A 26,260-nucleotide genomic window follows, 5' to 3' on the forward strand; every position below is an offset into this window, starting at 1 on the left:
GGGTATTCACGTAAAGACGTCATCTTCTATGAATCTATATTTCGCAGAATTTGTCGTTCTATACCGGGATTTTAACACATATATTGTAATATATTGTAGCCTGTGCTTTAATTCAACTAACGGCGTCAAGGAAAGATGATGAGGGGGAGAAGTCCTTGTTAATTGCGTTGAAGGAAAGTGTGCTTCAAGTTCTCCTTGCCGTGATGTCGGCGGGTTTTTTCTCTATATTAACGGATTATGGGGATAAGAAAAAGGTTTGGGGTGGCAATCTGCTTTTCGCATCTAATCAAAGGATCCTTTTTTGGTGCTGCTTGCCAGCCATATTGCTGTGTTCGCTCTTTCAATATCAGTCTCCTTATGGCCTACCTTCCAATCTGGGGATGATCCCCCTCGCTGTTGGCATCATGTACGGCAGACGGCGCACCGCGTGTATTCTTGCCGCTTCTGCGCTGGTTAGTGTTCTAATTATAGCCCAGTCTACGGCAATGTCACCAATGTATGTGGGTACGGGTTTTATTCTTTTTCCTTTTATGCTGCTGCACGTCAAGTTCTTTCAAAGAGGAACATTATTGGACAAAAAACTTCTTATTTCTGCCTATGTTGCGGCTGATTTGCTGTTTAAGGCGTTATTCTCGCTACTGTGGGGCAAACAGGATGTTTGGGTATTTGTTCCTGATCTTCTTACGACGCTTTGGAACATTGCAGCAGGTGTGCTGGCAAGCTTCTTGGTCGTCAGTCTGATGAGAAATGCCTTCGAGAAGCTGGCGTTGCGGCGGGATGTGACCGAGTTTACGAGCAAATATCTAATTGAAGCCGATAAGCTGCGTCAAGTTATGGATCTGATGCCGTTAGCTCTAGTCACTCTGGACAGCGAAGAACGGGTTATACATATGAACAAAACGATGCTGGAACTCTATCGGGACGTCGATCCGTTTATTACACTCCCTGAGGTGGTGGGGCGTCCTTTGACATCGCTGTTTGGTTTAAGCACTGCACCAGTGGTCAATGAACGGGTTGCGAGGGCCCTTGAAGGAGAGGCGGGTGCTGATTTTATAAATGTGCCTCCCAAAGTGTTTTTCTCAAGCTTCCTGCCCATTCGTGATAAACATGTAAGCAAAACGACGGGTGTCATTATCGCCTTGCAGGACATTACAGAGCTGGAGACACTGCGCAGCGAATTTAGCAATTTCGAGAGGCTTAGTCTGGTCGGACAGATGGCGGCGGGCATTACTCATGAAATACGCAATCCGATGGCGGTTGTGCGAGGATTTTTACAGCTCATGCGCGAAAAGAGTCCCGATTCCCTCGGTCACTATTATCGTATTGTGATGGAGGAGCTGGACCGGGCGAATGGAATTATTAACGATTTTCTGTCACTTGCCCAGAACCGAATTGTCGAGAAGGAACAATGCCATCTGCATGATATTATCCGTGAACTCACTCCTCTGCTGTGGGCAGATGCCAATCTGAGAGGACAGACGATCGAGCTGAAGCTGGAGGATCATGTCGCAATGCTGCATTTGAACTCCAAGGAAATGAAGCAATTGCTGCTCAATCTGTCGCGTAATGCGATGGAGGCTATGGGGGATAAAGGTGTGCTGACAATTTCAACGCATGAAGAGGGCGATTTTGTGGAGCTGGAAGTGAAGGACACGGGTCCCGGTATTCCGCAAAATCAGCTTGAAAAGCTGTTCCAGCCTTTTTATACGACCAAAACGAAAGGTACAGGTCTGGGCCTGGCATTATGCCAAAGTATTGTAGAGCGTCATCACGGTACGATTGCTGTAGATTCGGTGGAGGGAATGGGAACGCAGTTTAAAGTTCGATTGCGCAGAACCATTCCAACTCACAGGGATCATTCTGAATCACCTTCCATGAATTCCATACAGAAATAATTGTACCAATATATATCTGGATTTTTGCAAATTGCGCGAAAAAGATTGTATAATAAAGATTAGACGTCCATGTCTTACACACGGCAGAGGCTGAAATGAAGCAACGTAATATACATGATTTTTCGAAAAGGAGTGAACGAATATGTCGATGTCTTTTGATCAATATATGAGAGATTCTGTTCAGCCGATGCGCGAAGAACTGACGAGTCTCGGAATTCAGGAGCTGCGTACTCTGGAAGATGTGGAGGCCAAGCTGCCTGATGCCAAAGGCACAGTGCTGGTTGTTGTGAACTCGGTGTGCGGTTGTGCCGCAGGTCAATGCCGTCCGGGTGTAGCCGAAGCGCTGAAGCATGATATTACACCGGATCACCTATACACGGTTTTTGCTGGTCAGGATAAGGAAGCAACGGCGAAGGCACGCGAATTTTTCGCACCATATCCGCCATCTTCTCCTTCGATCGCGCTGTTGAAGGACGGCGAACTGGTTCACTTCATCGAGCGTCATCAGGTGGAGGATCGTTCGGCAGATCAAATCGCTGCTGATTTGACCAGTGCATTTGACCGTTTTTGCCGGTAAAACAGCTCAAGCTAGGCCCCGCATTTTTCGCTTGCGAAACTTGCCGGGGCTTTTGTATGTTGGCCTGTGAAGAAATTCCTAAAAAAGAGGTGCTTATCTGATGAGTTTGCAGGAACAGATTATTGCTGAATTGGGAGTACAACCTACCATTAACGTAGAGGCTGAGGTCCGCAAGCGTGTGGATTTCCTCAAGACGTATGTCACGAAAACCGGAAGCAAGGGTCTGCTGATCGCCATCAGCGGCGGGATCGACAGTGCCGTAGCCGCTGCCTTGTGCAAACAGGCTACGGACGAGCTGACGCAGGAGCAAGGCGAAGAGTACAAAACGCTTGGCGTATTCCAGCCCTATGGCAAGCAGGAAGATATTGAGCACAGCTACGCGGTAGCCAAAGCGTTCGACCTGAAATATGCCGGGGAAACGAACATTCAGGAAGCGGTGGACAGGGTTGCCGTGGAAGTAGAGCATTCGTTGAAGGATATCGGTCTTGAGCGTTCCATTACTCCACAAGTGAGAGGGAATGTGAAGGCGAGAACACGTATGGTGGTTCAGTACGCGCTTGCGAATGAACTGAATCTGCTCGTTGTGGGTACGGATCATGCCTCGGAAGCCATCACAGGCTTCTATACCAAGTGGGGCGATGGTGCTGTTGATATTACGCCGCTCAGCACGCTGAACAAACGTCAGGTGCGTTTGCTGGCGAGCTACCTGGGAGTTCCGCAGGCCATTCTGGACAAAGCCCCTACAGCGGGATTGTGGGAAGGCCAGACGGATGAAAAAGAACTGGGCATCTCTTACGAAGCGAACAGCGACTATCTGGAAGGCAAGGAAATTGACCCGGCGGCACGTGAAAAGCTGGAAAGCTTCTTCACACGCACAGCGCATAAGCGGACAAGCATTCCAGGCATTTAAGCAGCGAACAACTATGGAATTGTAAAATAATAATGCGGCGATCCGCCCGGCGGATCGCCGTTTGTATTAACGGCAGGGTATAGCCTTAATTGGTAATCCATTCAATAAAGCGGCGGGTTTCGGTAATCGCCTGATCCAGCGGAAGGCTGCTTCCCTGAAACGGATGAACGGTATTGAAGGTATGATTGCCCCCTTGAATTTGTACCCACTCAATATCAGGACGAACTGAGGTAAGCAGGGCAGAGCCTTCACGCAGGCGTTTGGAATCATCGGTACCTTGAATGAGTACGGCAGGCAGTTGGCTGTCTTTAAGCCTGTCCACGATGGCAAAGCGTTGGCGATTCTGTTCCATATCTTCCAAAATAACAAGATCCAGCGGAAGCTGCTGCCCGGTTCTGGCGTTTGGTACGTAGCTGCGCCCCTTGGTGCGCATTTCTTCTTTTTGCGGCAAGGTGAACAGGTCCAGGTCAGTCATGCCATTCCATGAAATGACGCCTGAAATCTCGTCCGGATGATCCAGTGCATAGATGAAGCAGCTTCCCGCACCTCGGCTGTGTCCTAACAGAAACAACGGCAGTTCTCTGAACTCGTGGCGTGCTCTCAGATTTGTCAGCAATACGTCCAAATCCTCTTGTTCCCGGCTGTAGGTGTTCCGTGCGAATTTTTCCAGCTCGGTAAAATTCGTTAGATCCTCACCTATGCCGTTATGTGAAAAGTTGAAGGTTACGACATGGTTGTCTGTGCTCAAGGCTTCTGCTATATAGGGGAACATGCCCCAATCCTTGAAGCCCTTATAGCCATGAGCGATGACCAGCAAGCTTTTGGCTGTATTTTTGGCGGGAAACCAGGAAGCTCGGATGACCGCATCTGCTCCTGCTTCCGTACCTGCTTCAATAACGAGTGATACTGACATTCTATCCTTCCTTTCTAAGGGAATTTAAATGGGCATATAAGCTAAATCAACATTCGCAAAGTGCCTCTCTTATTTTAACATATTTTGGTGTCGCTTTGACGGCTTTGTGACTCGCCATGATGTGGACACGCTGTTACAATAGGGGCAGTAAAGTATAAAAGGACGGGGAATACCCAAATGATCTACGGAATCGGACATGATGTGCTGGAAATAAGCCGGATGGCTGACATATTGGCAGGCAAGCATGCAGACGCTTTTTTAAATCGGGTGTTGACCCCGGCTGAACGCGACCTTGCGGTGGAGCGAAGGGGCAGGCTGGCGGAGTTTGTAGCAGGGCGCTTTGCCGCGAAGGAAGCGATAACGAAAGCCTTTGGTTGCGGAATCGGGCAGATCATCGGGTTCGGCGATATGGATATTTTACCGGAGCCTGGGGGCAAGCCAGCGGTTTATTTGTCTGCCCCTGCGTGGGACAGACTGGGGCTGCCGGGTGCGGGCGGCTCGGATTACAGCATTCACCTGAGTATTACACATCAACCCAACATTGCCTCTGCTTTTGTGATTGTTGAATATAAGGAGACGTGATGTGATGACTAACCATACATTGGAACAAAAACGTTATTTCAGCTTCGAGCTGCTGAATTGGTATACACGAAGCAAGCGGGATTTGCCGTGGCGCCGCCATAGGAATCCTTTTTATATCTGGATCTCGGAAATTATGCTTCAGCAGACGCGTGTAGATACGGTGATTCCGTATTTTAACCGCTTTATTGCACGCTTTCCGACGATTGAGGCGCTGGCGGAGGCACCTGAGGAGGATGTGCTTAAGCTGTGGGAAGGGCTGGGATATTATTCCCGAGCCCGGAATTTGCAAACGGCGGCGAAACAAGTGGTTGAGCTTCACGGCGGAGAGGTGCCGGATGATACGCAAGCTGTCGCCGCTCTGAAAGGCGTAGGTCCGTATACGACGGGAGCGATTATGAGCATCGCCTTCAATCGGCCGGAGCCTGCTGTGGACGGTAATGTGATGCGGGTGCTGTCGCGCTATTTTCTGATTGAAGAGGATATCATGAAGGGCAGCACGCGAGCGCATATGGAGGGTCTGGTGCGGGAGCTGATCCCCGAAGGGAGAGCCTCCGACTTCAATCAGGCACTAATGGAGCTGGGGGCGCTGGTCTGCACGCCGAAGTCGCCCCAGTGCCTGACCTGCCCGGTCATGGAGCATTGCTCGGGCCGATTGGCAGGCCGCGAGGAGACGCTGCCGGTCAAGACGAAGGCGAAGCCGCCGCGACTGGAGCCGCGTTCTGTCGCCCTCATCGAGGGCAGCGGCGCGAATGCAGGCCGCCTGCTCGTGCGTCAGCGCCCGGCCAAGGGCCTGTTGGCCCGCATGTGGGAGCTGCCGCACGAGCTTGTCGGGCCGGAGGGCTACAACGGCCCGGTGCCGGATGAGCCAGCTATGGATCACCTGGCGGCTCATTTGCTGGCGGAGGGCGTGCTCGCCCGTCCGGTGCGGTTCGTACGTGAGGCGGAGCACACGTTCAGTCACATTCACTGGAACCTGCGTGTGTTCCAGTGTGAAGAGGTCGCCAGCCCTGCCGGAGAGGCGGGCGGACAGTCGCTGGCTGCCGAGCAACGGGCAGGCTACAGCACCGACGGTGCGAAGCCGGGTGCGCTGATTGCACTGGCGGAGCAGGAGGAGCACACGCGCAATGCGCTGCCAGCGGGGTATCGCTGGATCAGCGAGGCGGATATGGCCACCTTGGCGTTTCCCAAGGTGTTCCTTGATCTGATCACCGAATATTTTGCGAAGCAAAAAGGGACCTTGGTGTAGGTCCCCAAGCTGTCGGGAGAAGTCCTGACAGCTTTTTTTGTTCTTTTTTCGTTCAGTCCAACATCTCATTTAAATAACGATACATATAGGCAGTGTCTATCCATGGTGTAGCCGAGTGCGCAGCGAAGGATTTATCTACATCGCCTGTTCAAAAATGTCGATCACTTCCTGCTGTGTAGGCTGAATCGGATTGGTTACACCGCAGGCATCCTTGAGTGCGTTGGCAGCGAGAACAGCGAAGTCTTCACGCTTGACGCCGAGTTCTGCCAGCCCGGAAGGGATGTTGACCCGTTTAGCCAGCCTTTCAATGGCGCGCAAGGCGAGGCTTGCACCTTGTTCTGGTGTAACACCGTCCGTTTTTTCGCCAAGTGTACGGGCAATGTCGGTGAGTCGTTCGGCGGAAGCCTTGGCGTTGTAGCGCTCTACATGCGGCAGTAAAATGGCGTTACAGACCCCGTGCGGCAGATTATAAAAGCCACCCAGTTGATGCGCCATGGCGTGAACAAAGCCCAATCCGGCGTTATTGAACGCCATCTTTGCGAGGAACTCGGCGTAGGCCATTTGGCTACGGGCTTCCACATCGTTTCCGTCATCGACGGCTTTGACCAGATGATCCCGAATCAGCTCAATGGCTTTAAGCGCGCAGGCATCCGTGATCGGTGTGGCATTGGTGGAAACATAAGCTTCAATAGAGTGAGTGAGCGCATCCATCCCTGTTGCGGCAGTTAAGGACTTGGGCATAGCCATCATCAGATCAGGATCATTGACGGCAATGAGTGGTGTCGTGTGCTTGTCAACAATCGCCATTTTGATATGACGCTCTTCATCCGTAATAATACAAAACATAGTCATTTCACTAGGGCGTGTCTTCAAAGTGTTTAAGTAGGAATATATTGGTTAAAACCATTAAATGAGTACACGATATGAAATTCAAGATCAACAATGGCGGCAGATTCAAGATCTTTTTCCACCTAAACGAAAACCACAAGGAGGACGTCCTGCAGTGGACAATCGAATCATGTTGAATGCCATGCTATGGGTGGCCCGTTCAGGCGCCCCTTGGCGTGATTTGCCCGATTTCTTTCCCAATTGGAAATCTGTCTACACCCGCTTTCGACGCTGGCAGAAAGCGGGGATTTGGGATGAAGTGTTAAAACACGTTTCGCTGGATTCCGATGAGGAAAGCGTAATGATTGATGCCACGATTGTGCGAGTTCACCAGCATGGATCAGGCGCAAAAGGGGGCAAAGCAAGCAAGCGATCGGACGTTCCCGTGGCGGATTAAGCACCAAAATTCATGCTGTGGTGGATGCGTTAGGCAACCCACTTCGCTTTGAATTGACCGGAGGCGAGGCGCATGATTCCGTCCATGGATACGAAATGCTTAAATCCATGAAACTGACCATGAAGCAAGTCTTGGCCGACCGAGCTTACGATACGAATGCAATCCGGGCTTTTTTGGAAGAACAGCGGGCCATCCCCGTGATTCCGGGAAAGAAAAACCGCCGAGTGCCCCCGAAATATGATCGGGACATCTACAAAGAACGTCACTTAGTAGAATGTTTCTTTAATAAAGTAAAAAACTACCGTCGTCTGGCGACTCGCTATGATAAATTAGCGTGTACGTTCAGGGCGTTTTTGACCTTGGCATCCATTTTAGTGTGGCTTGCTTAAGTTTGAAGACACGCCCTAGCAAATGGTAATACATGGGTTGATTGTATTAGATGAATACACGATACGAAATAAAAGAGACGACCTGTTTCCACCTGAACGCCCCCCCCAAGGAGGACGTCCCGCATTGGACAACCGAATCATGTTAAATGCGATGCTTTGGGTGGCCCGTTCAGGCGCCCCATGGCGTGATCTACCTGACCACTTTCCACATTGGAAATCCGTCTTCACCCGCTTTCGACGTTGGCAAAAAGCGGGGATTTGGGATGAGGTGCTTAAGTCTGTTTCCCTGGATGTTGACGAGGAAAGTGTAATGATTGATGCCACGATTGTACGCGTTCATCAGCATGGATCGGGCGCAAAAGGGGGCAAAGCATCGAGTTTATCTTCAATATATGCGCAAAATAACCATCAATATCGGCGTTTAATCGCTAGCCAACAGTTGAAGAAGTTCAAACTTCTAGCCTCCGTATTAGCGAATGTTACATGACCAAATACAATAAGCTTTATTTTTAGGCACGTTCTCATACCATTAAGTTTAGGCAATATCTAATCGGGATTAGACGCATGTTCGTGTCCCTCGACACCACGGTTCAGCAAATTCCAAAATTGTTCAACCATGACTGATGCCGGATATGGCATCGAACGGGTAATCCACCATTCCAATACTCCCACTGCCGCTGAAATTAAAAATTGCACCGTAATGTCCCTGTTCATTTCCTGATCAAGGTTGATCGAATCCAGATGCTCGCTCAGACTTTGCCGTAACATTGTCTCCATTTGGTTCCGAAAAACCCTACTTCCCTTGCTCGTCAGCATTATGGAATAGAAAGAAGCATGTTGCTCCAAATATTCAAACGTGCGCAGTAGTGCGGTTTTGGAAGGGAGATGAAACAAGTCATCTTCAGACATACAATTGCGTAGTAACTCGTTAATTTGAGCTTCCATGCATTGATCGCGCAGATCGTACTTGTCAGCGAAATGCAAATACACCGTTCCGCGATTGACATTCGCTTTCTCCGCAATTTGATTGATCGTTATGCTCTCGAATTCCTTTTCTGACATCAGCCTCATAAAAGCATCAATAATTGCTTGCCTCGATTTTTGAATACGCCTGTCCATATCCTTCCCCCCTTTATACCATCCAAAAAAAATGATCACTTCGAAGCCCTCTGTTGAAAAATCAACAACCGAGCTTGTTTTAACCATTGAACACCATTTATTGCTCTGATACATTCACTATATAAAATTTATGTTGATAATTCAACATATGTTCAATTATAGAGGAGGTATAATCATAAAATCTATTTTTTACAATATTTGAAATAATTTAATTTACATTAAATCAGGAGGGTTTAAAAATTGAAACTTACAGGAAACACGATTTTTATTACAGGCGGCGGTTCGGGAATTGGACGTGCGTTAGCAGAAGCTCTCCACAATCTTGGAAACAAAGTTATTATCTCTGGTCGACGTAAAGAGCGTCTGGAGGAGACGATCAAAGCGAATCCCGGCATGTCCGCAGTGGAATTGAATGTACAAGATCCTGCCAGCATAGAGGCGGCCGCCAAACAGTTAATCGAAGAATACCCGGATTTAAATGTCTTGATTAACAACGCTGGCATCATACAGTCCGATGACGCGGCGAGCGTGATCGATGAGGATGTTTTGGTTTCGACTGTCACCACAAACTTGCTAGGTCCAATTCGGTTGACTTCTGCATTAATCGAGCATTTGAAGTCCAAAGAAGAAGCGGTTGTCATCAACACGACTTCGATACTTGGATTTGTACCGTTAGCGACAACTGCTGTATACTCCGCGACGAAGGCAGCACTTCATACCTATACGCTGTCCCAAAGGTACATGCTTAAAGACACTTCGGTAAAAGTAATAGAAATTGTGCCACCATGGGTTCAAAGCAACAACGATGAACCGCGTGCGATGCCACTTGCGTCATTCATTGATGCAACGATAAAGGTACTTGGCACGGATACAGACGAAGTTCTGGTGGAAGAAGCGAAAATGTTTCGAAATAACCCTGGGCCGAACGAAGGTGTTTTTGTGACCCAGCTTAACGATATGATGAATTCTGAACCTCCAAAGATTCATTGATCCACCTGTAATTCAATTTTCCGAAATTTAGGCGAACATGAATTAGACACTTAGGTCTGTCTAATTCATGTTCATTTTATTGTAACTTGCTCGTGGAGTAAGAAAAAGCGCCAAGCGGTCACGCTCAAGAGCTTAGCGAATATTTTCGTTAAAATGTTGACGGTCCCCCATGTGTTCCCATTTAATCAGTTTGAAGACACGCCCTAGCTGTGCCTGCCGTGGTGTTAATGGCAATCAGAGGGAAGGAGGGCTTCGCGGATTTATCCACGCCTTCGTAGTCGCCGATCTGTCCGCCGTTGGAGGCCAAAAGCGCGATGCCCTTGGCACAGTCATGCGGTGACCCGCCTCCGAGCGAAATAATAAAGTCGCACCCGGATTGGTTCAGTAGCTCCAAGCCCTCGTTTACATTGGAAACCGTGGGATTCGGCTGCGTGCCGCTGTACACAACGGATTTTACGTTTAGACTGTCCAACATGCTCGTTACTTTTTTCACAATCCCAATATCAACTAAAGGCTTATCGGTTACGATCAATACATGTTTAAAGCCCAATTTTCCGATTTCTGTACCTGCATCCGCCAGTGCACCCGAGCCCATAAGACTCATACCCGGCATCATGAATTTGGAGGTTCCCGTCATAAATATGCATCCACCTTTGTTATTATTTTGAGGTAAATTAAGGTATAATGATGGAATTAAAGGATCTTTCAACCATCCTTATATTCTTATCATACTGCCCTATATTGGCGGGAACTAACGCATTTTATTATAAAATATCGTGATTTTTTAAAGGGTGAAACGATGGAGCATTCCAAAACTTTAGGCGACTTTAATCGTTATAGTGAGCTGAAATATGGATATGAAACCGAGCTGATCCGAATTTTGTATTATGAGCTTCCAGAAAATTATTACGAGAAATATGCTTCATACGAATACCCGAAGCTGTGTACGATTTTGGAGGGGAGAAAAGAAGTCAAAATTAATGAAACGGAGCATTTTGAATACGATTCTCAGGAAATTATCCTGCTTCCTCCCCAGTCCAGCGTTGAAATGAGGATCAAAGAACACACCAAGGCACTGGTCTTTGAATTAAGCGATCAGTTGATGGAACGGTTAAGGAACGTGGTAGAGGAGGAATTTCAGGTCCCGGAGAGTTCCCCGACTCATGCGGTGGTTCGCTGTGAGCTGAACGAAAAGGCGAATTCACTTACCGCATCTATGGAGCGGATCAAGCAATATATGGCACATCCCGCCGAAAGAAAAAATTTCCTGATTGATCTGGGCGCCCAGGAAATGGCCTATCATCTGCTACAGATGCAGGTGCTTGAGCAGAATCTGCTTACGAACCATCGGCATCCTGTGTTTCGGGCAATACGGGATATTCAGGAGCAGCTGCCTGGGATCAGGCATGTGAAGGATTTGGCGGATAACTATAATATGTCACATGCGAATTTCACGAATCAGTTTAAAAAAATAACAGGACTAACCCCGCTTGACTATATAACGAATCAAAAAATGCAGCTTGCCAAGCAATGGCTCCAGCATCGGAACGTGACAGAGGTCGCTTTTGATTTGAATTATGAGAGCGTTTCCTATTTTATCGGTCTTTTTAAGAAAAAGTACGGGGTTACACCCAAGCAATATCAGATGAGTGTGCAGCGCCAAGTTGTAGTTACGTAATGTGAAAAAAAGCCAAGCGGCGATTCCACAGTAACTGGGGAATCGCCGCTTGGCTATCTTACAGATATAGTGTTACCAGCTTATTTTTTCGCTGCTGCGTAACGTTTGTTCACTTCATCCCAGTTAATTACATTGTAGAATGCTGCAATGTAATCCGGGCGTTTGTTTTGATATTTCAGGTAGTAAGCATGCTCCCAAACATCCAGTCCAAGTACCGGAGTCAGACCTTCGGAGAGCGGGCTGTCTTGGTTAGGAGTGCTGGTGATTGCCAGTTTGCCGTCTTTGCCGACAACCAGCCAAGCCCAACCGCTACCAAAGCGTGTTGTAGCTGCTTTCGTGAAATCTTCTTTGAATTTGTCATAGCCGCCCAGCTCGTTGCTGATTGCTTCTGCAATAGCGCCAGTTGGTTGTCCGCCGCCGTTAGGGCCAATAACTTCCCAGAACAGGCTGTGGTTGTGGTGTCCGCCACCGTTATTGCGAACCGCAGGGCGGATGCTTTCAGGAACGCTGTCCAGATTGGAGATCAGATCCTCCAGGCTTTTGCTTTGCAGTTCAGGAGCGCTTTCCAGAGCTGCGTTCAGGTTTGTTACATATGTGTTATGGTGACGATCATGGTGAATTTCTACTGTCAGCGCATCAATGTGCGGCTCCAGTGCGTCTTTCGCGTAAGGAAGTTCTGGTAATTGAAATGCCATTGTAAAATCCCTCCTGATTATATGGTTTGGGTAAGGTGTCCCTATGTAATAATACCCTCTACAGTTATATTAAACCGCATTCAGGCTATTTTATCAACATTTTTGTTTGTAAAATAGCAAACTGGGTAATACGACCTGGTAGCTATCATGTCCAAAAACCCGCTTGGAATACATGTATATAGGTAATAAGAGGAAAATTATGTAGCTCAAAAATGTAAACGTTTCATATACAGCGCTTACATGAGAAAAAGGGATGTATTCCATCTAAAAGTGTGGTTTAATGTTCAAGGAAGCAGAAATTTCGGCTTTTTTGTCGACTGCTATATCTTGTCATGTCTGCGGATATGACGAATTTGAGGGAATTCACCCTTTTCCTGTTCTTCAATTCATATATAGCAGATCGTTTGCATTTTTATCATAATGCCTTGTGATTAACACCGTGCTAAGAACTTTAAGGATTTATGTAAAAAATGATGGTGCTGTCTCAATTTGTTTTATTAAGCTTACGAAAAGGGAGATATTACTTATGCACGTTCGTTCCTTTCAATTGAGTGATGTGAATCCAGTAATGGAACTCATGCAGATTGCCTTGTCTGAGGAGTGCTACAAAGAGACGGTGGGTGCTTTTGCCCGTCAGCTTTCGTGGGATTCTGGCTTGATCGTCGTTGCGGAAGAGGATGAAGAGCTGGTTGGCGCTCTAATCGGCACGATTGATCAGAATCATGGTTGTTATTATCGTATTGCTATTCACCCGGACCATCGTCGGATGGGAATTGGCAAATCGCTTGTAGAGTCCATGGAGCAGCGTTTTCAGCAACGTAAGGTTAGCCGCATCTGGGTAGCCGGAGACAAGCATAACAGCGCGGCCATGCCTTTATATGAAGCGATGGGCTACGGGGCAAGCCAGATTTTACAGACTTTTCAGAAGCTCAGCATTTTGGCTCCTCATTAATCGGCAATGGTTATAAAGAGAATCGAATATTTTCAAAGCTAATACTTCCATCTAGAGCATATCTGAGTAACCGTTGCAATCGGGTACGGGATATGCTTTTCTATTTATAACAGGGTTGAGGAGGTTTTTTATGGACGCTTTGGCTCCTTCGTCAGGTCCGCTTCCCTCGCCGGAAACGTCCAAACCTGTAGGTCGTGGGGGATATATACGCGATTGGTTGGTGACTCTTCTGATTGCGATGACCGTCTTGCTGCTGCTGAACCTGTTCGTGTTTAATTTGTCTACGGTCAGGGGGCATTCCATGCAGCCGACACTTATGGAAAGCCAGCATTTGTTCGTTAACAAGCTGATTTACAATTTTCATGATCCGGGCAGAGGGGATATCGTGATATTACAAGATCCCGACTCCAAGTCGTCCAGCCCGAGATTTTTAGTGAAAAGAGTCATAGGTACTCCAGGGGATGTAATCTGGGTTGAGCATAATCATCTATATGTGAACGGCGAGCTGCAAAACGAGCCTTACACCGACTCGGAGATTGAGGACGGTGATTACGGTCCTTTTACAGTAGAGCCGGGGCACTTTTTTGTCATGGGCGATAATCGACACGCCACGGGCAGCAAGGACAGCCGATATTTTGGCAGCATTAAACCTCAGGATTTGCTGGGGCGTGCGGAGTTTGTATTTTGGCCGTTATCCGAGTGGAAATGGCTGTAAAGTAACCATAGTTTATCAATGCGGAACGTGTGCAAATCGTCAGGACCATGACGGAGCAGGCAGTTACCGATCAGGAAAGGAAGAGGATTATGAAAGAAGTGATGGTATATACCGACGGCGCTTGTTCCGGCAATCCCGGACCTGGGGGGTGGGGCGTCGTTTTGCTATATGGAGAGCATCGCAGGGAGTTGTCCGGGGCAGAAAAAATGACGACAAACAATCGCATGGAGATCAAGGCTGTCATTGAAGCGCTTAAGCTGCTCAAGGAGCCTTGCCATGTAAAGGTACACAGTGACTCCGCCTATGTCGTAAACTGCTTCAAACAGGGCTGGATTAAGAATTGGCTTCGTAACGGCTGGCGCAACAGTAAAAATCAGCCAGTTGAAAACAAGGAGTTATGGGAAGAACTGTGGGAACTGATGAGTAAGCATGAGGTAGAGTATGTGAAGGTCAAGGGTCACAGTGACAACGAGCTGAATAATCATTGTGATTTTCTGGCGACCAGTGCTGTTAAAAATTTACGGTAGCATCTGCTGAACTATTCTGTTGAAATTTGAGATATGAGGATTTTGCAAAAATCCTCATATAAGTGATATGAAAGAGAGGTGAGTATCGGATGCAACGCGGACAGACACCAACGGCTGCCGGAACCGCTTTGACTTGGGCCTCGCTCAAGCAGGAGATTATCCAAGCCGCTCCAGGACTGGGCATCGACTCTATCGGGTTCGCATCCGCCGATCCCTTTCTGTCTCTAAAAGCAATATTGGAAGAGCATCGCGCCAAAGGCTATGAATCCGGTTTTGAGGAGCCGGACATTGATAAACGGATCTACCCGGAGCTGTACGGTTCGCAGCCTGCATCCCTGATTGCCATTGCGGTGGCTTATCCTTCCAAAATGAAGGACCCGCCGAAGTCAGACAAAGGCAAGTACCGTGGTATTTTGGCGCGTTCCGCCTGGGGTAAGGACTACCACTTAGTGCTGCGCGAGGCCATGGAAAAGCTGGAGGCTTTTATAGGTGAACGGGTTCCCGACGCGATTATGAAAAACATGGTGGATACCGGGGAGCTATCAGATCGGGCTGTTGCGGAACGGGCGGGTATTGGGTTTAGCGGAAAAAATACGATGATGATTTCACCAACACTGGGATCATGGATTTATCTCGGTGAGCTGCTGACGAATATCCCTTTTCAGCCGGATGAGCCGGTTACGGACGGGTGTGGGGAGTGTACAAAATGCTTGGATGCGTGCCCTACGGGCGCGCTTGTTGGGCCGGGACAGCTCAATGCCCAGCGGTGTGTGTCCTTTTTGACGCAAACGAAAGGATTTCTGGATGAGGAATTTATGCTGAAAATCGGGAATCGGTTGTACGGATGTGATACCTGCCAAATCGTATGCCCGAAAAATCGGGGCCTCAACTGGGATCATCATCCTGAGCTTACACCTGATCCCGAAATTGTGAAGCCACTGCTGCTGCCGTTACTGGATTTGAGCAATCGTGAATTCAAAGAGAGATTTGGTCAAAGTGCGGCAGCCTGGCGGGGAAAGAAGCCGATTCAGCGCAATGCGGTTATTGCGCTCGGCAATTTCAAGGATATTAGTGCCGTGTCCAAGCTGACGGAGGTTTTGCTGGATGATCCGCGTCCTGAACTTCGGGGCACGGCGGCTTGGGCTTTGGGCCGAATAGGAGGGAAAAACGCAATGACAGCGATCAAGCAAGCATCTGAGAAGGAACAACATGAGCAAGTACGCGAAATGGTCGCGCAGGCGCATTCCAAACTTGAGGAACGAGAACAGGCTGAACAGCAAAAGGTCTCAGAAGGGCCGACTACGATCTATTATGATGAAATGGAGACACCTATAGGCATTTTAACGCTGTGTGCAACGGACCGGGGGCTATGCCGGATTGATTTTGACGTTTTTCATGCGAAGGAGGCGCTGCTTCAGCAATGGGCCCGTACATGGATTGGGGAATATGTCTATGTGCAGGAGCCGGAAAAGCTGCGCGAGGCTGCGGTTCAACTGCGTGAGTATTTTGCCGGGAAACGACGGGATTTCACTGTGGCCTATGATTTGAGGGGCACCCCTTTTCAGGAGCAGGTATGGCGTGCGCTGCAAAATATTCCGTATGGTCAAAGCGTGTCCTACAAGGATATCGCGGAGTCAATTGGCAGAGCCAAGGCGGTACGTGCGGTTGGAGGAGCGAACAACAAAAACCCGTTGCCCATTCTGATTCCATGTCACCGGGTATCGGGTGCGGACGGGAGCTTGGTTGGATATGCTGGAGGCCTGCCGATCAAGATGAAGCTGCTGGATTTGGAGAAGGAATGAGGACAAGTGTTTGCAAATTGTGATTTGCTAGCTGTCCCATGTTTTGCTATGATAGGTTCGTGTATAATTCAAGAGGTTTCATATAAATATACAGAGGTGACGACTTCGTGGTATGGAATATTGTCATTCCGATCATTACCCTGATTGTTGGTTTGGTCGGGGGATTTTTCATCGGTGCTTATTATCTTCGCAAACAGCTAGAAAAGATGCAAAACGATCCTGAGACGCTGCAAAAAATGGCCAAACAGATGGGTTATAACCTGAATGGGAAGCAAATGCAGAAGGCCCAGCAGATGATGAAGAACCAGCAGTTCTCCAAAAATCAGCCAGGTCAGCGTAAAAATCAGGGCAATCGTAAATAATGAGCAACATAAGCACGAATGCCGCATGAGGTTGCACAGAGGAGGATTACTGTGGCTGGCGTAAAAGATTATATTAACCGCAAAGCTGCGGATAACCGGGATAAAATCGAGTACCATGTGGAGCAGATTCTACAACTGATCGGTGAGGACCCCAAGCGTGAAGGCTTGCTGGAAACACCGGCACGCGTAGCGCGCATGTATGAGGAGATATTTGCAGGTTATGAGGTTGATCCCCGGGATGCGCTGGGTGTAACATTCGACGAAAATCACGAGGAGCTTGTGATTGTGAAGGACATCGTCTATTACAGCCAGTGTGAGCACCATATGGCTCCTTTCTTCGGAAAAGTGCATATCGGCTATGTACCCAGCGGCAAAATTGTAGGACTAAGCAAGCTTGCCCGTCTGGTTGAGGCTGTGACGCGTCGTTTGCAGGTTCAGGAGCGCATTACGGCACAGATTGCAGATATTTTGAATGAAGCGGTCTCCGCTCACGGGGTTATGGTGGTCGTGGAAGGCGAGCACTTGTGTATGTGCGCAAGAGGCGTCAAAAAGTCTGGCAGCAAAACGGTAACATCTGCGGTACGTGGAACGTTTCGTGATGATGCTGCGCAGCGTGCAGAGTTCCTCTCGTTGCTCAAGGATTGACCGAACAGGCGTGACGGTGATGTGATGATTAAAAAAGAGTGGTTTACGCATAGGCGTAACCACTCTTTTTTGCTAACATGAGAATAGGTAGCCGGTAGCTGCTTTGAAGGAGGATAGCGTATGGAGAATGTACATATGTCAGCAGACAAAACAACGGTTTTGCCTGATCTGCAATGGTTTCAAGCGCCACTCGTGACCACTCAGACGGATGTTTTGTCTCCACTGGCGTGGGAGGAACTGGCCTGTCGGCAAGTAGGGCAAGGAGCTGCGCCTATTTTGCATCTATGGCGACACCCGGCTGCGCTGGTGATCGGCCACCGGGACCGCAGGCTTCCGTACGCGCCGCAGGCGATGGAGCGTGTGCGGAACGCCGGAGCCTCGGTATGTGTGCGTCCCTCGGGCGGAGCGGCCGTGATGCTGGACAGGGGGGTACTGAACCTGTCCCTGATCCTGCCGAATCCGCAGCGAGCAATCAGCCTGCATGAAGATTTTCGGCTTATGGCGGGGCTGATTGCCGATGCGCTGGCCCCGTGGTCTGCCGATGCACAGACCGGGGAAATCGTCGGGTCCTTCTGTCCCGGCGATTACGATGTCAGCGTCCGAGGCCGCAAGTTTTGCGGCATTGCGCAGCGGCGGCAGGCCAAGGCCTATATCATCACGGCCTTTGTGATGATTGAGGGCAGTGGCGCGGAGCGCGCACAGGCGGTGCAGCGGTTCTATGCGGAGGCAGCCGGAGCTGCGCCGACGGGCGTGCCGAAGCCGGATTATCCGCAGGTGAATCCGGCAACGATGGGCAGCCTGGCGGAGCTGGCAGGGGTGCCGTCGGTTGAGGCTTATACGGCATCGCTGCGCCGTGTAGTCGAGAGCCGGGCGGCGATTGTGCCTGCCGATGGCTCACTGCTACAGCCGCAAGGACTGACGGAGCAAATGAGAGCGCTCAGAGAGCGATACGATTCGCAGGTGTAGTGGGAAGTATGTTCCTGGCTACAGAGGAGTCTTAGCTTAGAACGGCTGCCATCTCAGCTTAGAGGCTTGGGCATAGCGTTTTTCCACCTCAGGCCAGTTCACGACATGCCACCAGTCCTCAATGTATTTGTTGCGCTCGTTCTGATGCTTTAAGTAATAGGCATGCTCCCATACATCTATCGCCAGCAACGGAATGGACTCCCATTGAGTCAGGTTCTGGTGCTTTTCGGCCTGCAAAATTTCAAGCCGTCCTGCACGTGGACTCCACGTCAGGATAGCCCAGCCGCCGCCCTCGACCTTCTCGGCTGCTGAGCTGAATTGCTTCTTGAATGCCTCATAGCTGCCAAAGTCCTTTTTGATCTGCTCCGCCAGCGGCCCGCTTGGTGTTCCACCGCCTTGAGGACTCATAATTGTCCAGAAAAGAGTGTGCAGATAATGGCCTGCACCGTTAAACGCCAGCTCGCGTTCCCAATGCTTCACAAGGTCAAAATCACCCGTTTTCCGGGCTTCCTCCAGTTTTTTCTCCGCTTTGTTTAAATCATTCACATAGCTTAGATGATGCTTGTCATGGTGGATACGCATCGTTTTCTCATCAATGTACGGTTCAAGCGCATTATAGGGATAAGGAAGCGGCGGCAAACGATGTCCCCCGATAGGAACAGATCGGCCGGGGGAAGTTTTTTCCGTAGCCGAAGGCTCTGTCTGGCTGGACTGGACGCCTTTGTCTTTGTTCGCCCACGGTCCTTCCCACCTCGTGCCGTCTGTTTGCCCTGTCTGCCGCTCTCGCAGCGCATCCTCGGGGTAATCCTCACCCTCTGTCGCCACATGAAACAACGCAGTGGCCCGCGCAATGGAGCCGGGCTCCTGAAAGGGATTGGTCGAGATCAGGAAATACTGGCTCTCATATGCCGCATGCAACACAATTCCGGTGGATTTCGGCTGCTGTCGTAACGCATGGCTGTGCTCGGTCAGCAGACTGAGCTGCCGTACATACTCCTGTGACTGGCGGTTTGCGGTTTGCAGCAATTCGTCCAGACGATGATTCAGCTCTTGTGAGATAGGCTGTGAATCTGATGCCGATCCTGACCCCGATTCTCTCGATTGCCCGGCTTGTGCTTGTGCAGCAGCTGACGACCGCTCCCATTGACGATGCCACGCCTGATCTGCCGGATCAAGGGCGCTTCGCTGCTCTTCAAGCAGCTCTATAGCGGTGCGTTCCGTCTGCTCGAATACCGTCCTCCAGTCATCCAGCAGCCGCACGTAATCAGGCTCCAGCCCCTCTGTAGCGGACTTAATTACTTCCACATGCCAGCTTTCCTGCTGCTTCCAATGCCGGATTTCCTCCAGCACACGTAAGGGCAGGAAAGACCCGTAAGTACTCAGCATCGTTTTTACCTCCCGTATCCCACTATGGCTATCCGGGCTGGTCCCAAGAACCTGACCCGGATGCATACGTACCCAGTATATTCGCCGTCTCATCGGGAATATGTCTATAAACTCCCCGATCCGGCACGGACATGTAATGTGGGACAATGAATACATAGTTGGACGCAAAAAAGAAGCCTCGCTTCGACACGGGCTAAGTGTCCATAGACGGGCTTCTCCATATTAAAAGGAGTATGGCTTCTACAATAGAAGCGTTACTTCGTAGTCGTTTGTTTACTGGCATTAGCGATCATTTTCTTGTCCTCCAGCTCTTGTACACCGCTTAAAAACGTCGATACCCGCCGCAAATACTCACGTGGATGCTCTCTGAAAATAAGCTCATGCAGCCCTTTTTTGACAATCCATACACTGGAAAGCGGGTTGGTTTGATTGGCAGCGAGCTTTTCCGCAATCGGGTAAGGAGCCTTTTCATCCTGCGTCCCATGTACGAACATGATCGGGAACGGATAGTTTTCTGCTTTGACCTCTTGATATGGAATCTGATGCAGGCTGGTACCGTTCAAGACTGGAAACAGCAGCTCCAGAATTTCCAGAGACGGATGGCGAGGCAGATCAATTTGATTATGAATGTTATGGTACAGTGTATCCGGCTCCAGCAGGAAGGTGCTGTCCAAAATCATGGCGTCCACATCCTTGGTCTGCAAGCCCGCCTGAAGAGCAGTTCCTGCCCCCATCGAGAAGCCCCATACGATAATCTCCGAGGAACCGCGTTGCTTCGCAAGCTGGATCGCCCCGAGAAGCTGCTGGGATTCCGCTTTGCCTCCGGTTGCGACGGCTTTGTTATTTTGTGATGCGAATCCGTAATCGAACATGACAACGTTAAAATTCAAACGGTGGGCATAATGGGCCAGATCATACATCGGAATCCAGCTTTCTTCGCGGTTGGCCCCATAACCGTGGCTGAAAATAATCGTTTTCTTCGATTGATCTGCCGGGATATACCAGCCCTGCACCATCCGGCTGCCGTCCTTGGCGGGGAAGCTGACATCCTCGTAGGGCATTCCTTTGGCCTGCATCGGGTTCGAGTACAGTGGCGCGACAGCTGGATTCGTCAGTACCCATGCGATATAGGCGTGCAGGGTAATAAAGCAAAACAATAGAAAAAATACGACCGACAGCAGCAAGGCAATGACAACATGCTTGATCCGCAGCAGCCGGGGATTGATCAGTGGGGTGGACGGCTCCTGGACAGCATGCTGTAGCTGAGAGCTGCGCTGGGATGTCGAAATCATGTAAGAGCCTCCTTATATAAAAATGAACTTCGTTTCATATAATTCTAGGTACAATTTCACTTGAAAATGATAGTCTATGCCCGTATTGATACCTATTATCGTATGATGCGTGTTATCCAAAGTCAACGGCTGAACCGGAAAAGTAAAAATGATGCAAAGAATTGTCGATGTTTGTCCTCGTTCTGTAATATGGCTGTCACAAAAACATTGGTTTACAGTAGCCACGACTATTCTATATAATTTATGTAACCATGTTTCATGGTGTGAAACGAATATGGAACAAAGAGGAGCGGTTCACAATGGAAGACCGTAAATTAACCGTTCGCGCCGTGGAGCGTGCGCTTGATATACTGATGTGTTTTACCGGAGATTCCGATCTGGGCCTGACAGAGATTGCCTCCAAAATTGGTTTACATAAAAGTACCGTCCATCGGCTGCTGACCACGCTGGAGGATCGGGGCTTTGTCGTTCGGAATCCCGCAACGGAAAAATATCGGCTTGGCATCCGGATATGGGAGCTATCCACCCATCTGTCACAAAGCGACGAGCCGGCGATCCTGTTACAGCCAGCGATGGAAGGATTGCGTGACCGTCTGGGCGAAACGGTCAGCCTATACCTGCGCGATGGCAGCATGCGTATCCGCATTCAGGCCGTGCAGAGCAATCAGGCGATCCGTCGCGTTGCGCCAGTGGGTGCGCGCATGCCGCTGGCTGTAGGAGCCTCCAGCAAGGTACTGGCGGCCTTTATGCCGCCGCAGGAGCTGGAAGTCCTGCTAAGCGGGGACGAATGGCCGCCCTCGGTAGATCCGGAGGTTTATAAGGCTCAATTGCAGGATATTCGCGAGAAGGGCTATGCGACCAGCTATGAGGAACGTGAGCCGGGCGCTGCTGCTGTGGCTGCGCCTATCGTGAATCGGAAGGGACAGGTCGCTGCGGCCTTGTCTGTATCCGGTCCGGTCAGCCGACTAGCGCCCGAGACGCTGCATGATTTTGCACCGATTTTGATCGAGGCTGCCAAGGAAATGGGGCTTATGCTTCCATAATTTTTGGAAAAAGGGACCAGGGAAGGGTTGCCAAAGCCGCAAATTTGAAGTAGTCTGATGGGGATGGCGGGTTGTCCTATATAGCCGCCTCATACGAATAGAATTAACAGAGTTACTGGGGGAGCCTGTAATGCCGGGCTGAGATGGAATCGCACTAGATTCCGGACCCTTTGCACCTGATCTGGATCATACCAGCGTAGGGAAGTAATCGGCCATTGAAATGTATACGCAGCCGCTGTCTACGGCAACGCATCGGAGTATGTTTCCGCGTGCGTAGCCGTCTGGATAGCTGTTTCGTTAGATTAGCCGGTTCCCTGGGGAACCGGCTTTTTTGCATAGATCAGCCAGCCTGGGGTGGTTCGGATCGGTGTGTCATTTCATCGAAACGGGAGGATTGGACAATGAAACCGACAGAAACAGAGGGAACAGCAGGGAACGCAGTGGATGAACAGACCGGAGGGGTAAAGCCCTTTCCAGGGAGCCGCAAGGTGTATATTCAAGGCACGCGGCCGGGCATTGCCGTGCCGGAGCGTGAAATCGCGCTACATCCCACACATACGCCACAGGGCACGGAGCAGCATGAGCCGTTACGTGTGTACGATACGAGCGGTCCCATGACCGACGAAGCCTATCAGGTCGATATCCGTCAGGGCTTGCCTCCATTACGGCGAGCCTGGGCACTGGAACGGGGCGATGTGGAGGCTTACGAGGGGCGTGCCGTCAAGCCGGAGGATAACGGGCTGAAACCCGGCTCCAAACGGGAGACGGCTGAATTTCCCGGCGTCACCAACCGTCCGCTCCGTGCGCGGCAAGGGCGTACTGTAACGCAAATGCATTTCGCTCGGCAAGGGATCATTACGCCCGAAATGGAATTTGCGGCCATCCGCGAAGGGGTAGAGCCTGAGTTTGTGCGGCAGGAGTTGGCGGCAGGGCGAGCTATTTTGCCTTCAAATATCAATCACCCGGAAAGTGAGCCGATGGTGATTGGTCGTCATTTTCACGTGAAGATTAATGCGAACATTGGTAATTCTGCGGTTACGTCCTCCATCGAGGAGGAAGTGGAAAAAATGACCTGGGCTGTACGCTGGGGCTCGGATACGGTCATGGACCTGTCCACAGGCCGTAACATCCATACGACGCGTGAATGGATCATCCGTAACTCCCCTGTGCCGATTGGGACTGTACCGCTGTATCAGGCGCTTGAAAAGGTGAACGGCGAAGCAAAGGCGCTAACATGGGAGTTGTATCGTGACACGCTGATTGAGCAGGCGGAGCAGGGCGTGGACTATTTCACCATTCATGCGGGCGTGCTGCTGCGGTATATTCCGATGACGGCAAGCAGAATGACGGGAATTGTGTCCCGTGGAGGGTCGATTATGGCGGCTTGGTGTCTTGCGCACCATCGGGAGAACTTTTTGTACACGCATTTTGAAGAAATATGCAAAATCATGAAAGCCTACGATGTGTCCTTTTCCCTCGGAGACGGTCTACGTCCAGGCAGTATCTATGATGCGAATGATGAGGCACAGTTTGCTGAGCTGGATACGTTGGGCGAGTTAACGCAGATTGCCTGGAAGCATGATGTTCAGGTTATGATTGAAGGGCCGGGACATGTCCCGATGCACAAAATCAAGGAGAATGTGGACCTGCAAATGGAGATTTGCAAGGAAGCTCCCTTTTATACACTGGGACCGCTCACGACGGATATTGCGCCCGGCTACGATCATATTACCTCGGCGATTGGGGCGGCAATGATCGGTTGGTTCGGGACGTCCATGCTGTGCTATGTGACGCCGAAGGAGCATTTGGGCCTGCCGAACAAGGATGATGTTCGTGAAGGAGTCATTACGTACAAAATTGCGGCACATGCAGCCGATCTGGCCAAAGGCCATCCACGGGCGCAGCAGCGGGACGATGCTTTGTCCAAGGCACGCTTTGAATTCCGCTGGCGCGACCAGTTCAATCTTTCGCTCGACCCTGAGCGGGCCTTGTCCTACCATGATGAGACGCTGCCAGCAGAGGGAGCCAAGGAAGCACACTTTTGCTCAATGTGCGGTCCCAAGTTTTGCAGTATGCGTATCACGCAGGACATTCGCGCCTATGCGGCAGATAAGGGGCTGGACACCGAAGAAGCGGTAGCCGCCGGGATGCGTGAGAAGGCAGAGCAGTATCGGGATGCCGGGCAGTAAATCCTTAAACTTATAAACACATGAATAACAAAAGCCGTGGTTCTCTACAGATGATGTAGGGGCCACGGCTTTTTAGCTTATGTAAAGCGGGATCATCTAACCGGATAAACGGCTGCTTTATTTTTTACCCATTTTCTCATTCAAAATGTCCTGAAAGCTGAGCTTCTTCTCCGAGCTGTCTTCCTTCTTCTGCATACTCACTGCGTTGGCACGTTGGTATTGGTGATGAAAGGGCATCAAGGTGTGTACAGTTAAATTCATTGTATTCATGTAGGTAGTTCCTCCAATTCCATTTTGTCAAATTCAGATTGAGTTGCTTAGGACGTCTGTATAGGACTATTCGTATGTACTTGATGCCGTAATACCGGGTAGACTGCTTGGTAATGTTTCAATCATTATAAACGCATTTTTTCAAATTAAAACGCTTTTGACATAAAACAGGAAGATGGTCATATGTGTCCAAAATGAGGATTAGGTGTATGGTCATTCTGAGGGAAAATGTGCCTAGGTCCAGAACAAGGGCCAGAGGCCCGTTTTCTTAGTTTAGTAGTCGGGACCGTGTTTTTTTGTCGAAGATCCTTATATAAGTCAAAATGAAGTCAGTCTGGTGGCGAATTAAAGTGTCAAAGTTGTATTGACTTTATGTTTGGGAGTGGATACCATGAACTGGTTGTAAGCGTGTTTTAGCTACTAGGATCAGCCAATCCATCTGGCGATTCATCCTTTGAAATGTTTAAGAAAGGACCAGGACATATATGAAAAAAAGAATTGCAGACATCGCATTTATTATTCTGGGTGCGTTTTTTTTCGCGCTGGCTGTTAATCTGTTTGTTATCCCGAATGAGTTTGGCGAGGGGGGCGTTACAGGGGTCACGATTATTTTGTACTACCTGTTTCAGTGGTCCCCTTCGATCGTCAATCTGGCGATCAATGGCTTGCTGCTGATTGTCGGGTATAAATTTTTGGACAAGAGAACGACCCTGTACACCGTGATTGCAGTCGCTTTTAACTCGTTGTTTTTACATTTAACGGCCAACTGGCGGATTGATTCGCATGAGCCGACGATTAACGCCGTATTTGCCGGGGTTTTGGTGGGTATCGGGATTGGTTTGATCGTGCGAGTAGGCGGAACAACGGCGGGAACGGTCATTTTGGCCCGGATCGCCAACAAATATCTGGATTGGAACATCAGCTATGGCTTGCTGTTTTTTGATCTGATTGTTGCATTTTCGTCCTATTTTATTATTGGCCCGGAAAAGCTCATGCTGACCATTGTTATTTTGTACGTCGGTACGAAGGTTATGGATTTCATGATCGAAGGTCTGAACCCGAAGAAAGCGGTCATGATTATTTCGGAGCATCAAAATAAAATTGCAGAAATGGTCATTACCCAAATGGATCGGGGAGTTACAGTCCTGTCAGGCCACGGGTACTACACGAAAAATCCGAAAGAAGTTCTGTATATTGTCATCAGCAAGCAAGAGGTGTCAGCGCTTAAAAAGATTGTGAAGGCTATCGACACAGCGGCGTTTATCACGATTCATGACGTGCGGGATGTGTTTGGCGAGGGCTTTTTGGATATTTCGAAGTAGTTGGCGTGCAATATATAGGAGAATACAGTTGAAAGTCGGTCCTGAGGAATCGGCTTTTTTTGCTGCTATTCAAAAGTGAACCACTATGTGATAATGAAATTATGCTTTTTAAGCACTTATTTTTTGTGGTTTTTGGGTTGTGAACTAAGATTTATTGCTTAATAATTTTGATATTTGGATAAACTAATATTATATATTTTAATGTTGTGGGGGGCTTTTTATGTCAAATAATCAACATATAACGCAAGTTGAATTTACTGATTTCACTCTATTCTCTAGCGTTCGCATTCCATTTGCTAGACATATTAATATCATCAGTGGAGAAACTGGTGCAGGGAAAACGAACGTTTTGAAAGCTTTGTATAGCTATGGAAAAACAATTAATGAAGTAAAGGGATTACCAGACTCAGTTTCACTGGAAAGAATTAGCGAAATGATTGCTTCAAAATTATTAGGAGTGTTTAGACCTGATGATCGTAAAATTGGAAGACTATATAAGTTGAACTAAAG

26 protein-coding genes, 2 pseudogenes and 1 riboswitch are annotated in these 26,260 nt (G+C 49.2%); of the genes and pseudogenes, 20 read left to right on the forward strand and 8 right to left on the reverse strand.

What is annotated here, in order from left to right:
* Positions 1-155 precede the first annotated feature (155 nt).
* From ACIFQM_RS12710 to nadE, 3 genes are all read left to right on the forward strand, one after another.
* On the forward strand, positions 156-1,895 hold the full coding sequence (locus ACIFQM_RS12710; protein WP_430048400.1) for a two-component system sensor histidine kinase NtrB: 1,740 nt from the start codon (positions 156-158) through the stop codon (positions 1,893-1,895).
* A 142-nt stretch (positions 1,896-2,037) separates the two neighbouring features.
* A complete protein-coding gene (locus ACIFQM_RS12715; protein WP_430038297.1) occupies positions 2,038-2,472 on the forward strand; it encodes a BrxA/BrxB family bacilliredoxin in 435 nt (144 codons plus the stop codon).
* Between the two features lie 100 nt (positions 2,473-2,572).
* Positions 2,573-3,382: an ammonia-dependent NAD(+) synthetase gene (nadE, locus tag ACIFQM_RS12720; protein WP_430038295.1), complete on the forward strand. Its 810-nt coding sequence runs from the start codon at positions 2,573-2,575 to the stop codon at positions 3,380-3,382.
* Between the two features lie 85 nt (positions 3,383-3,467).
* Here nadE and ACIFQM_RS12725 read toward each other — a convergent pair whose 3' ends face one another.
* Positions 3,468-4,295 (reverse strand): alpha/beta hydrolase family protein, encoded by an 828-nt coding sequence (locus ACIFQM_RS12725; protein ID WP_430038293.1) that lies wholly within the window; start codon positions 4,293-4,295, stop codon positions 3,468-3,470.
* A gap of 177 nt (positions 4,296-4,472) precedes the next feature.
* Between ACIFQM_RS12725 and acpS the strand changes: the two genes are divergently transcribed.
* A complete protein-coding gene (gene acpS, locus ACIFQM_RS12730) occupies positions 4,473-4,877 on the forward strand; it encodes a holo-ACP synthase (protein ID WP_430038292.1) in 405 nt (134 codons plus the stop codon).
* Positions 4,878-4,881: 4 nt separating this feature from the next.
* Positions 4,882-6,123 carry an A/G-specific adenine glycosylase gene (mutY, locus tag ACIFQM_RS12735; protein WP_430065669.1) on the forward strand — a complete coding sequence of 414 codons (1,242 nt, stop codon included), beginning with the start codon at positions 4,882-4,884 and terminating at the stop codon, positions 6,121-6,123.
* 135 nt (positions 6,124-6,258) lie between these two features.
* Here mutY and ACIFQM_RS12740 read toward each other — a convergent pair.
* Positions 6,259-6,984, reverse strand: a pseudogene (locus tag ACIFQM_RS12740) (L-threonine dehydrogenase); the annotation flags it as partial.
* 49 nt (positions 6,985-7,033) lie between these two features.
* On the opposite strand from ACIFQM_RS12740, the pseudogene ACIFQM_RS12745 reads away from it, so the two are divergent.
* Together ACIFQM_RS12745 and ACIFQM_RS12750 are read left to right on the forward strand one after the other, a co-directional pair.
* Positions 7,034-7,797: pseudogene (locus ACIFQM_RS12745) on the forward strand (IS5 family transposase).
* Positions 7,798-7,819: 22 nt separating this feature from the next.
* Positions 7,820-8,284, forward strand: a complete 465-nt coding sequence (locus ACIFQM_RS12750; protein ID WP_430065659.1) for an IS5 family transposase — start codon at positions 7,820-7,822, stop codon at positions 8,282-8,284.
* Positions 8,285-8,343: 59 nt separating this feature from the next.
* Here ACIFQM_RS12750 and ACIFQM_RS12755 read toward each other — a convergent pair whose 3' ends face one another.
* A complete protein-coding gene (locus ACIFQM_RS12755) occupies positions 8,344-8,916 on the reverse strand; it encodes a TetR/AcrR family transcriptional regulator (RefSeq protein WP_430038286.1) in 573 nt (190 codons plus the stop codon).
* Positions 8,917-9,156: 240 nt separating this feature from the next.
* Here ACIFQM_RS12755 and ACIFQM_RS12760 point away from each other — a divergent pair, with 240 nt between their 5' ends.
* On the forward strand, positions 9,157-9,906 hold the full coding sequence (locus tag ACIFQM_RS12760; protein WP_430038285.1) for an SDR family oxidoreductase: 750 nt from the start codon (positions 9,157-9,159) through the stop codon (positions 9,904-9,906).
* 181 nt (positions 9,907-10,087) lie between these two features.
* On the opposite strand, the gene ACIFQM_RS12765 is transcribed toward ACIFQM_RS12760, so the two are convergent.
* On the reverse strand, positions 10,088-10,543 hold the full coding sequence (locus ACIFQM_RS12765) for an iron-containing alcohol dehydrogenase (RefSeq protein ID WP_430048406.1): 456 nt from the start codon (positions 10,541-10,543) through the stop codon (positions 10,088-10,090).
* A 162-nt stretch (positions 10,544-10,705) separates the two neighbouring features.
* On the opposite strand from ACIFQM_RS12765, the gene ACIFQM_RS12770 reads away from it, so the two are divergent.
* Positions 10,706-11,584, forward strand: coding sequence for a helix-turn-helix transcriptional regulator (locus ACIFQM_RS12770; protein ID WP_430038281.1), 879 nt, complete (start codon positions 10,706-10,708; stop codon positions 11,582-11,584).
* Positions 11,585-11,664: 80 nt separating this feature from the next.
* Here the strand turns inward: ACIFQM_RS12770 and ACIFQM_RS12775 are convergent, their stop codons facing one another.
* Positions 11,665-12,279, reverse strand: coding sequence for a superoxide dismutase (locus ACIFQM_RS12775; protein ID WP_137061541.1), 615 nt, complete (start codon positions 12,277-12,279; stop codon positions 11,665-11,667).
* 526 nt (positions 12,280-12,805) lie between these two features.
* Here ACIFQM_RS12775 and ACIFQM_RS12780 point away from each other — a divergent pair.
* From ACIFQM_RS12780 to ACIFQM_RS12810, 7 genes are all read left to right on the forward strand, one after another.
* Positions 12,806-13,231, forward strand: coding sequence for a GNAT family N-acetyltransferase (locus ACIFQM_RS12780; protein WP_014279774.1), 426 nt, complete (start codon positions 12,806-12,808; stop codon positions 13,229-13,231).
* Between the two features lie 130 nt (positions 13,232-13,361).
* Positions 13,362-13,946 carry a signal peptidase I gene (lepB, locus tag ACIFQM_RS12785; RefSeq protein ID WP_430038278.1) on the forward strand — a complete coding sequence of 195 codons (585 nt, stop codon included), beginning with the start codon at positions 13,362-13,364 and terminating at the stop codon, positions 13,944-13,946.
* Between the two features lie 89 nt (positions 13,947-14,035).
* The gene (gene rnhA, locus ACIFQM_RS12790) at positions 14,036-14,473 is read left to right on the forward strand and encodes a ribonuclease HI (RefSeq protein ID WP_430038471.1); all 438 of its coding nucleotides are present in this window, start codon (positions 14,036-14,038) and stop codon (positions 14,471-14,473) included.
* Positions 14,474-14,562: 89 nt separating this feature from the next.
* Positions 14,563-16,275 (forward strand): tRNA epoxyqueuosine(34) reductase QueG, encoded by a 1,713-nt coding sequence (queG, locus tag ACIFQM_RS12795; protein WP_430038276.1) that lies wholly within the window; start codon positions 14,563-14,565, stop codon positions 16,273-16,275.
* 107 nt (positions 16,276-16,382) lie between these two features.
* Positions 16,383-16,637: a YneF family protein gene (locus ACIFQM_RS12800; RefSeq protein ID WP_044646118.1), complete on the forward strand. Its 255-nt coding sequence runs from the start codon at positions 16,383-16,385 to the stop codon at positions 16,635-16,637.
* A gap of 51 nt (positions 16,638-16,688) precedes the next feature.
* Positions 16,689-17,282, forward strand: a complete 594-nt coding sequence (gene folE, locus ACIFQM_RS12805) for a GTP cyclohydrolase I FolE (RefSeq protein WP_430038275.1) — start codon at positions 16,689-16,691, stop codon at positions 17,280-17,282.
* A 120-nt stretch (positions 17,283-17,402) separates the two neighbouring features.
* Positions 17,403-18,248 carry a lipoate--protein ligase family protein gene (locus ACIFQM_RS12810; RefSeq protein ID WP_430038273.1) on the forward strand — a complete coding sequence of 282 codons (846 nt, stop codon included), beginning with the start codon at positions 17,403-17,405 and terminating at the stop codon, positions 18,246-18,248.
* Positions 18,249-18,284: 36 nt separating this feature from the next.
* Here the strand turns inward: ACIFQM_RS12810 and ACIFQM_RS12815 are convergent, their stop codons facing one another.
* Positions 18,285-19,634, reverse strand: a complete 1,350-nt coding sequence (locus ACIFQM_RS12815) for a Fe-Mn family superoxide dismutase (protein ID WP_430038271.1) — start codon at positions 19,632-19,634, stop codon at positions 18,285-18,287.
* A gap of 254 nt (positions 19,635-19,888) precedes the next feature.
* Positions 19,889-20,926, reverse strand: coding sequence for an alpha/beta hydrolase (locus tag ACIFQM_RS12820; protein ID WP_430038267.1), 1,038 nt, complete (start codon positions 20,924-20,926; stop codon positions 19,889-19,891).
* 299 nt (positions 20,927-21,225) lie between these two features.
* Here ACIFQM_RS12820 and ACIFQM_RS12825 point away from each other — a divergent pair, with 299 nt between their 5' ends.
* Positions 21,226-21,969, forward strand: coding sequence for an IclR family transcriptional regulator (locus ACIFQM_RS12825; protein WP_430038265.1), 744 nt, complete (start codon positions 21,226-21,228; stop codon positions 21,967-21,969).
* A gap of 107 nt (positions 21,970-22,076) precedes the next feature.
* A riboswitch (TPP riboswitch) is annotated at positions 22,077-22,189 on the forward strand.
* 181 nt (positions 22,190-22,370) lie between these two features.
* Entirely contained in the window at positions 22,371-24,158 is a 1,788-nt protein-coding gene (gene thiC, locus ACIFQM_RS12830) for a phosphomethylpyrimidine synthase ThiC (protein ID WP_430038263.1), read from the forward strand.
* Positions 24,159-24,275: 117 nt separating this feature from the next.
* Here the strand turns inward: thiC and ACIFQM_RS12835 are convergent, their stop codons facing one another.
* Positions 24,276-24,428, reverse strand: coding sequence for a hypothetical protein (locus tag ACIFQM_RS12835; protein WP_010348453.1), 153 nt, complete (start codon positions 24,426-24,428; stop codon positions 24,276-24,278).
* 485 nt (positions 24,429-24,913) lie between these two features.
* On the opposite strand from ACIFQM_RS12835, the gene ACIFQM_RS12840 reads away from it, so the two are divergent.
* Positions 24,914-25,750, forward strand: a complete 837-nt coding sequence (locus ACIFQM_RS12840) for a YitT family protein (protein WP_430065661.1) — start codon at positions 24,914-24,916, stop codon at positions 25,748-25,750.
* Positions 25,751-25,970: 220 nt separating this feature from the next.
* A complete protein-coding gene (locus ACIFQM_RS12845) occupies positions 25,971-26,258 on the forward strand; it encodes a hypothetical protein (protein WP_430065663.1) in 288 nt (95 codons plus the stop codon).
* Positions 26,259-26,260 lie beyond the last annotated feature (2 nt).

This window comes from Paenibacillus sp. NRS-1782, from assembly GCF_050467685.1.
Classification (GTDB): Bacteria; Bacillota; Bacilli; order Paenibacillales; family Paenibacillaceae; genus Paenibacillus; species Paenibacillus terrae_A.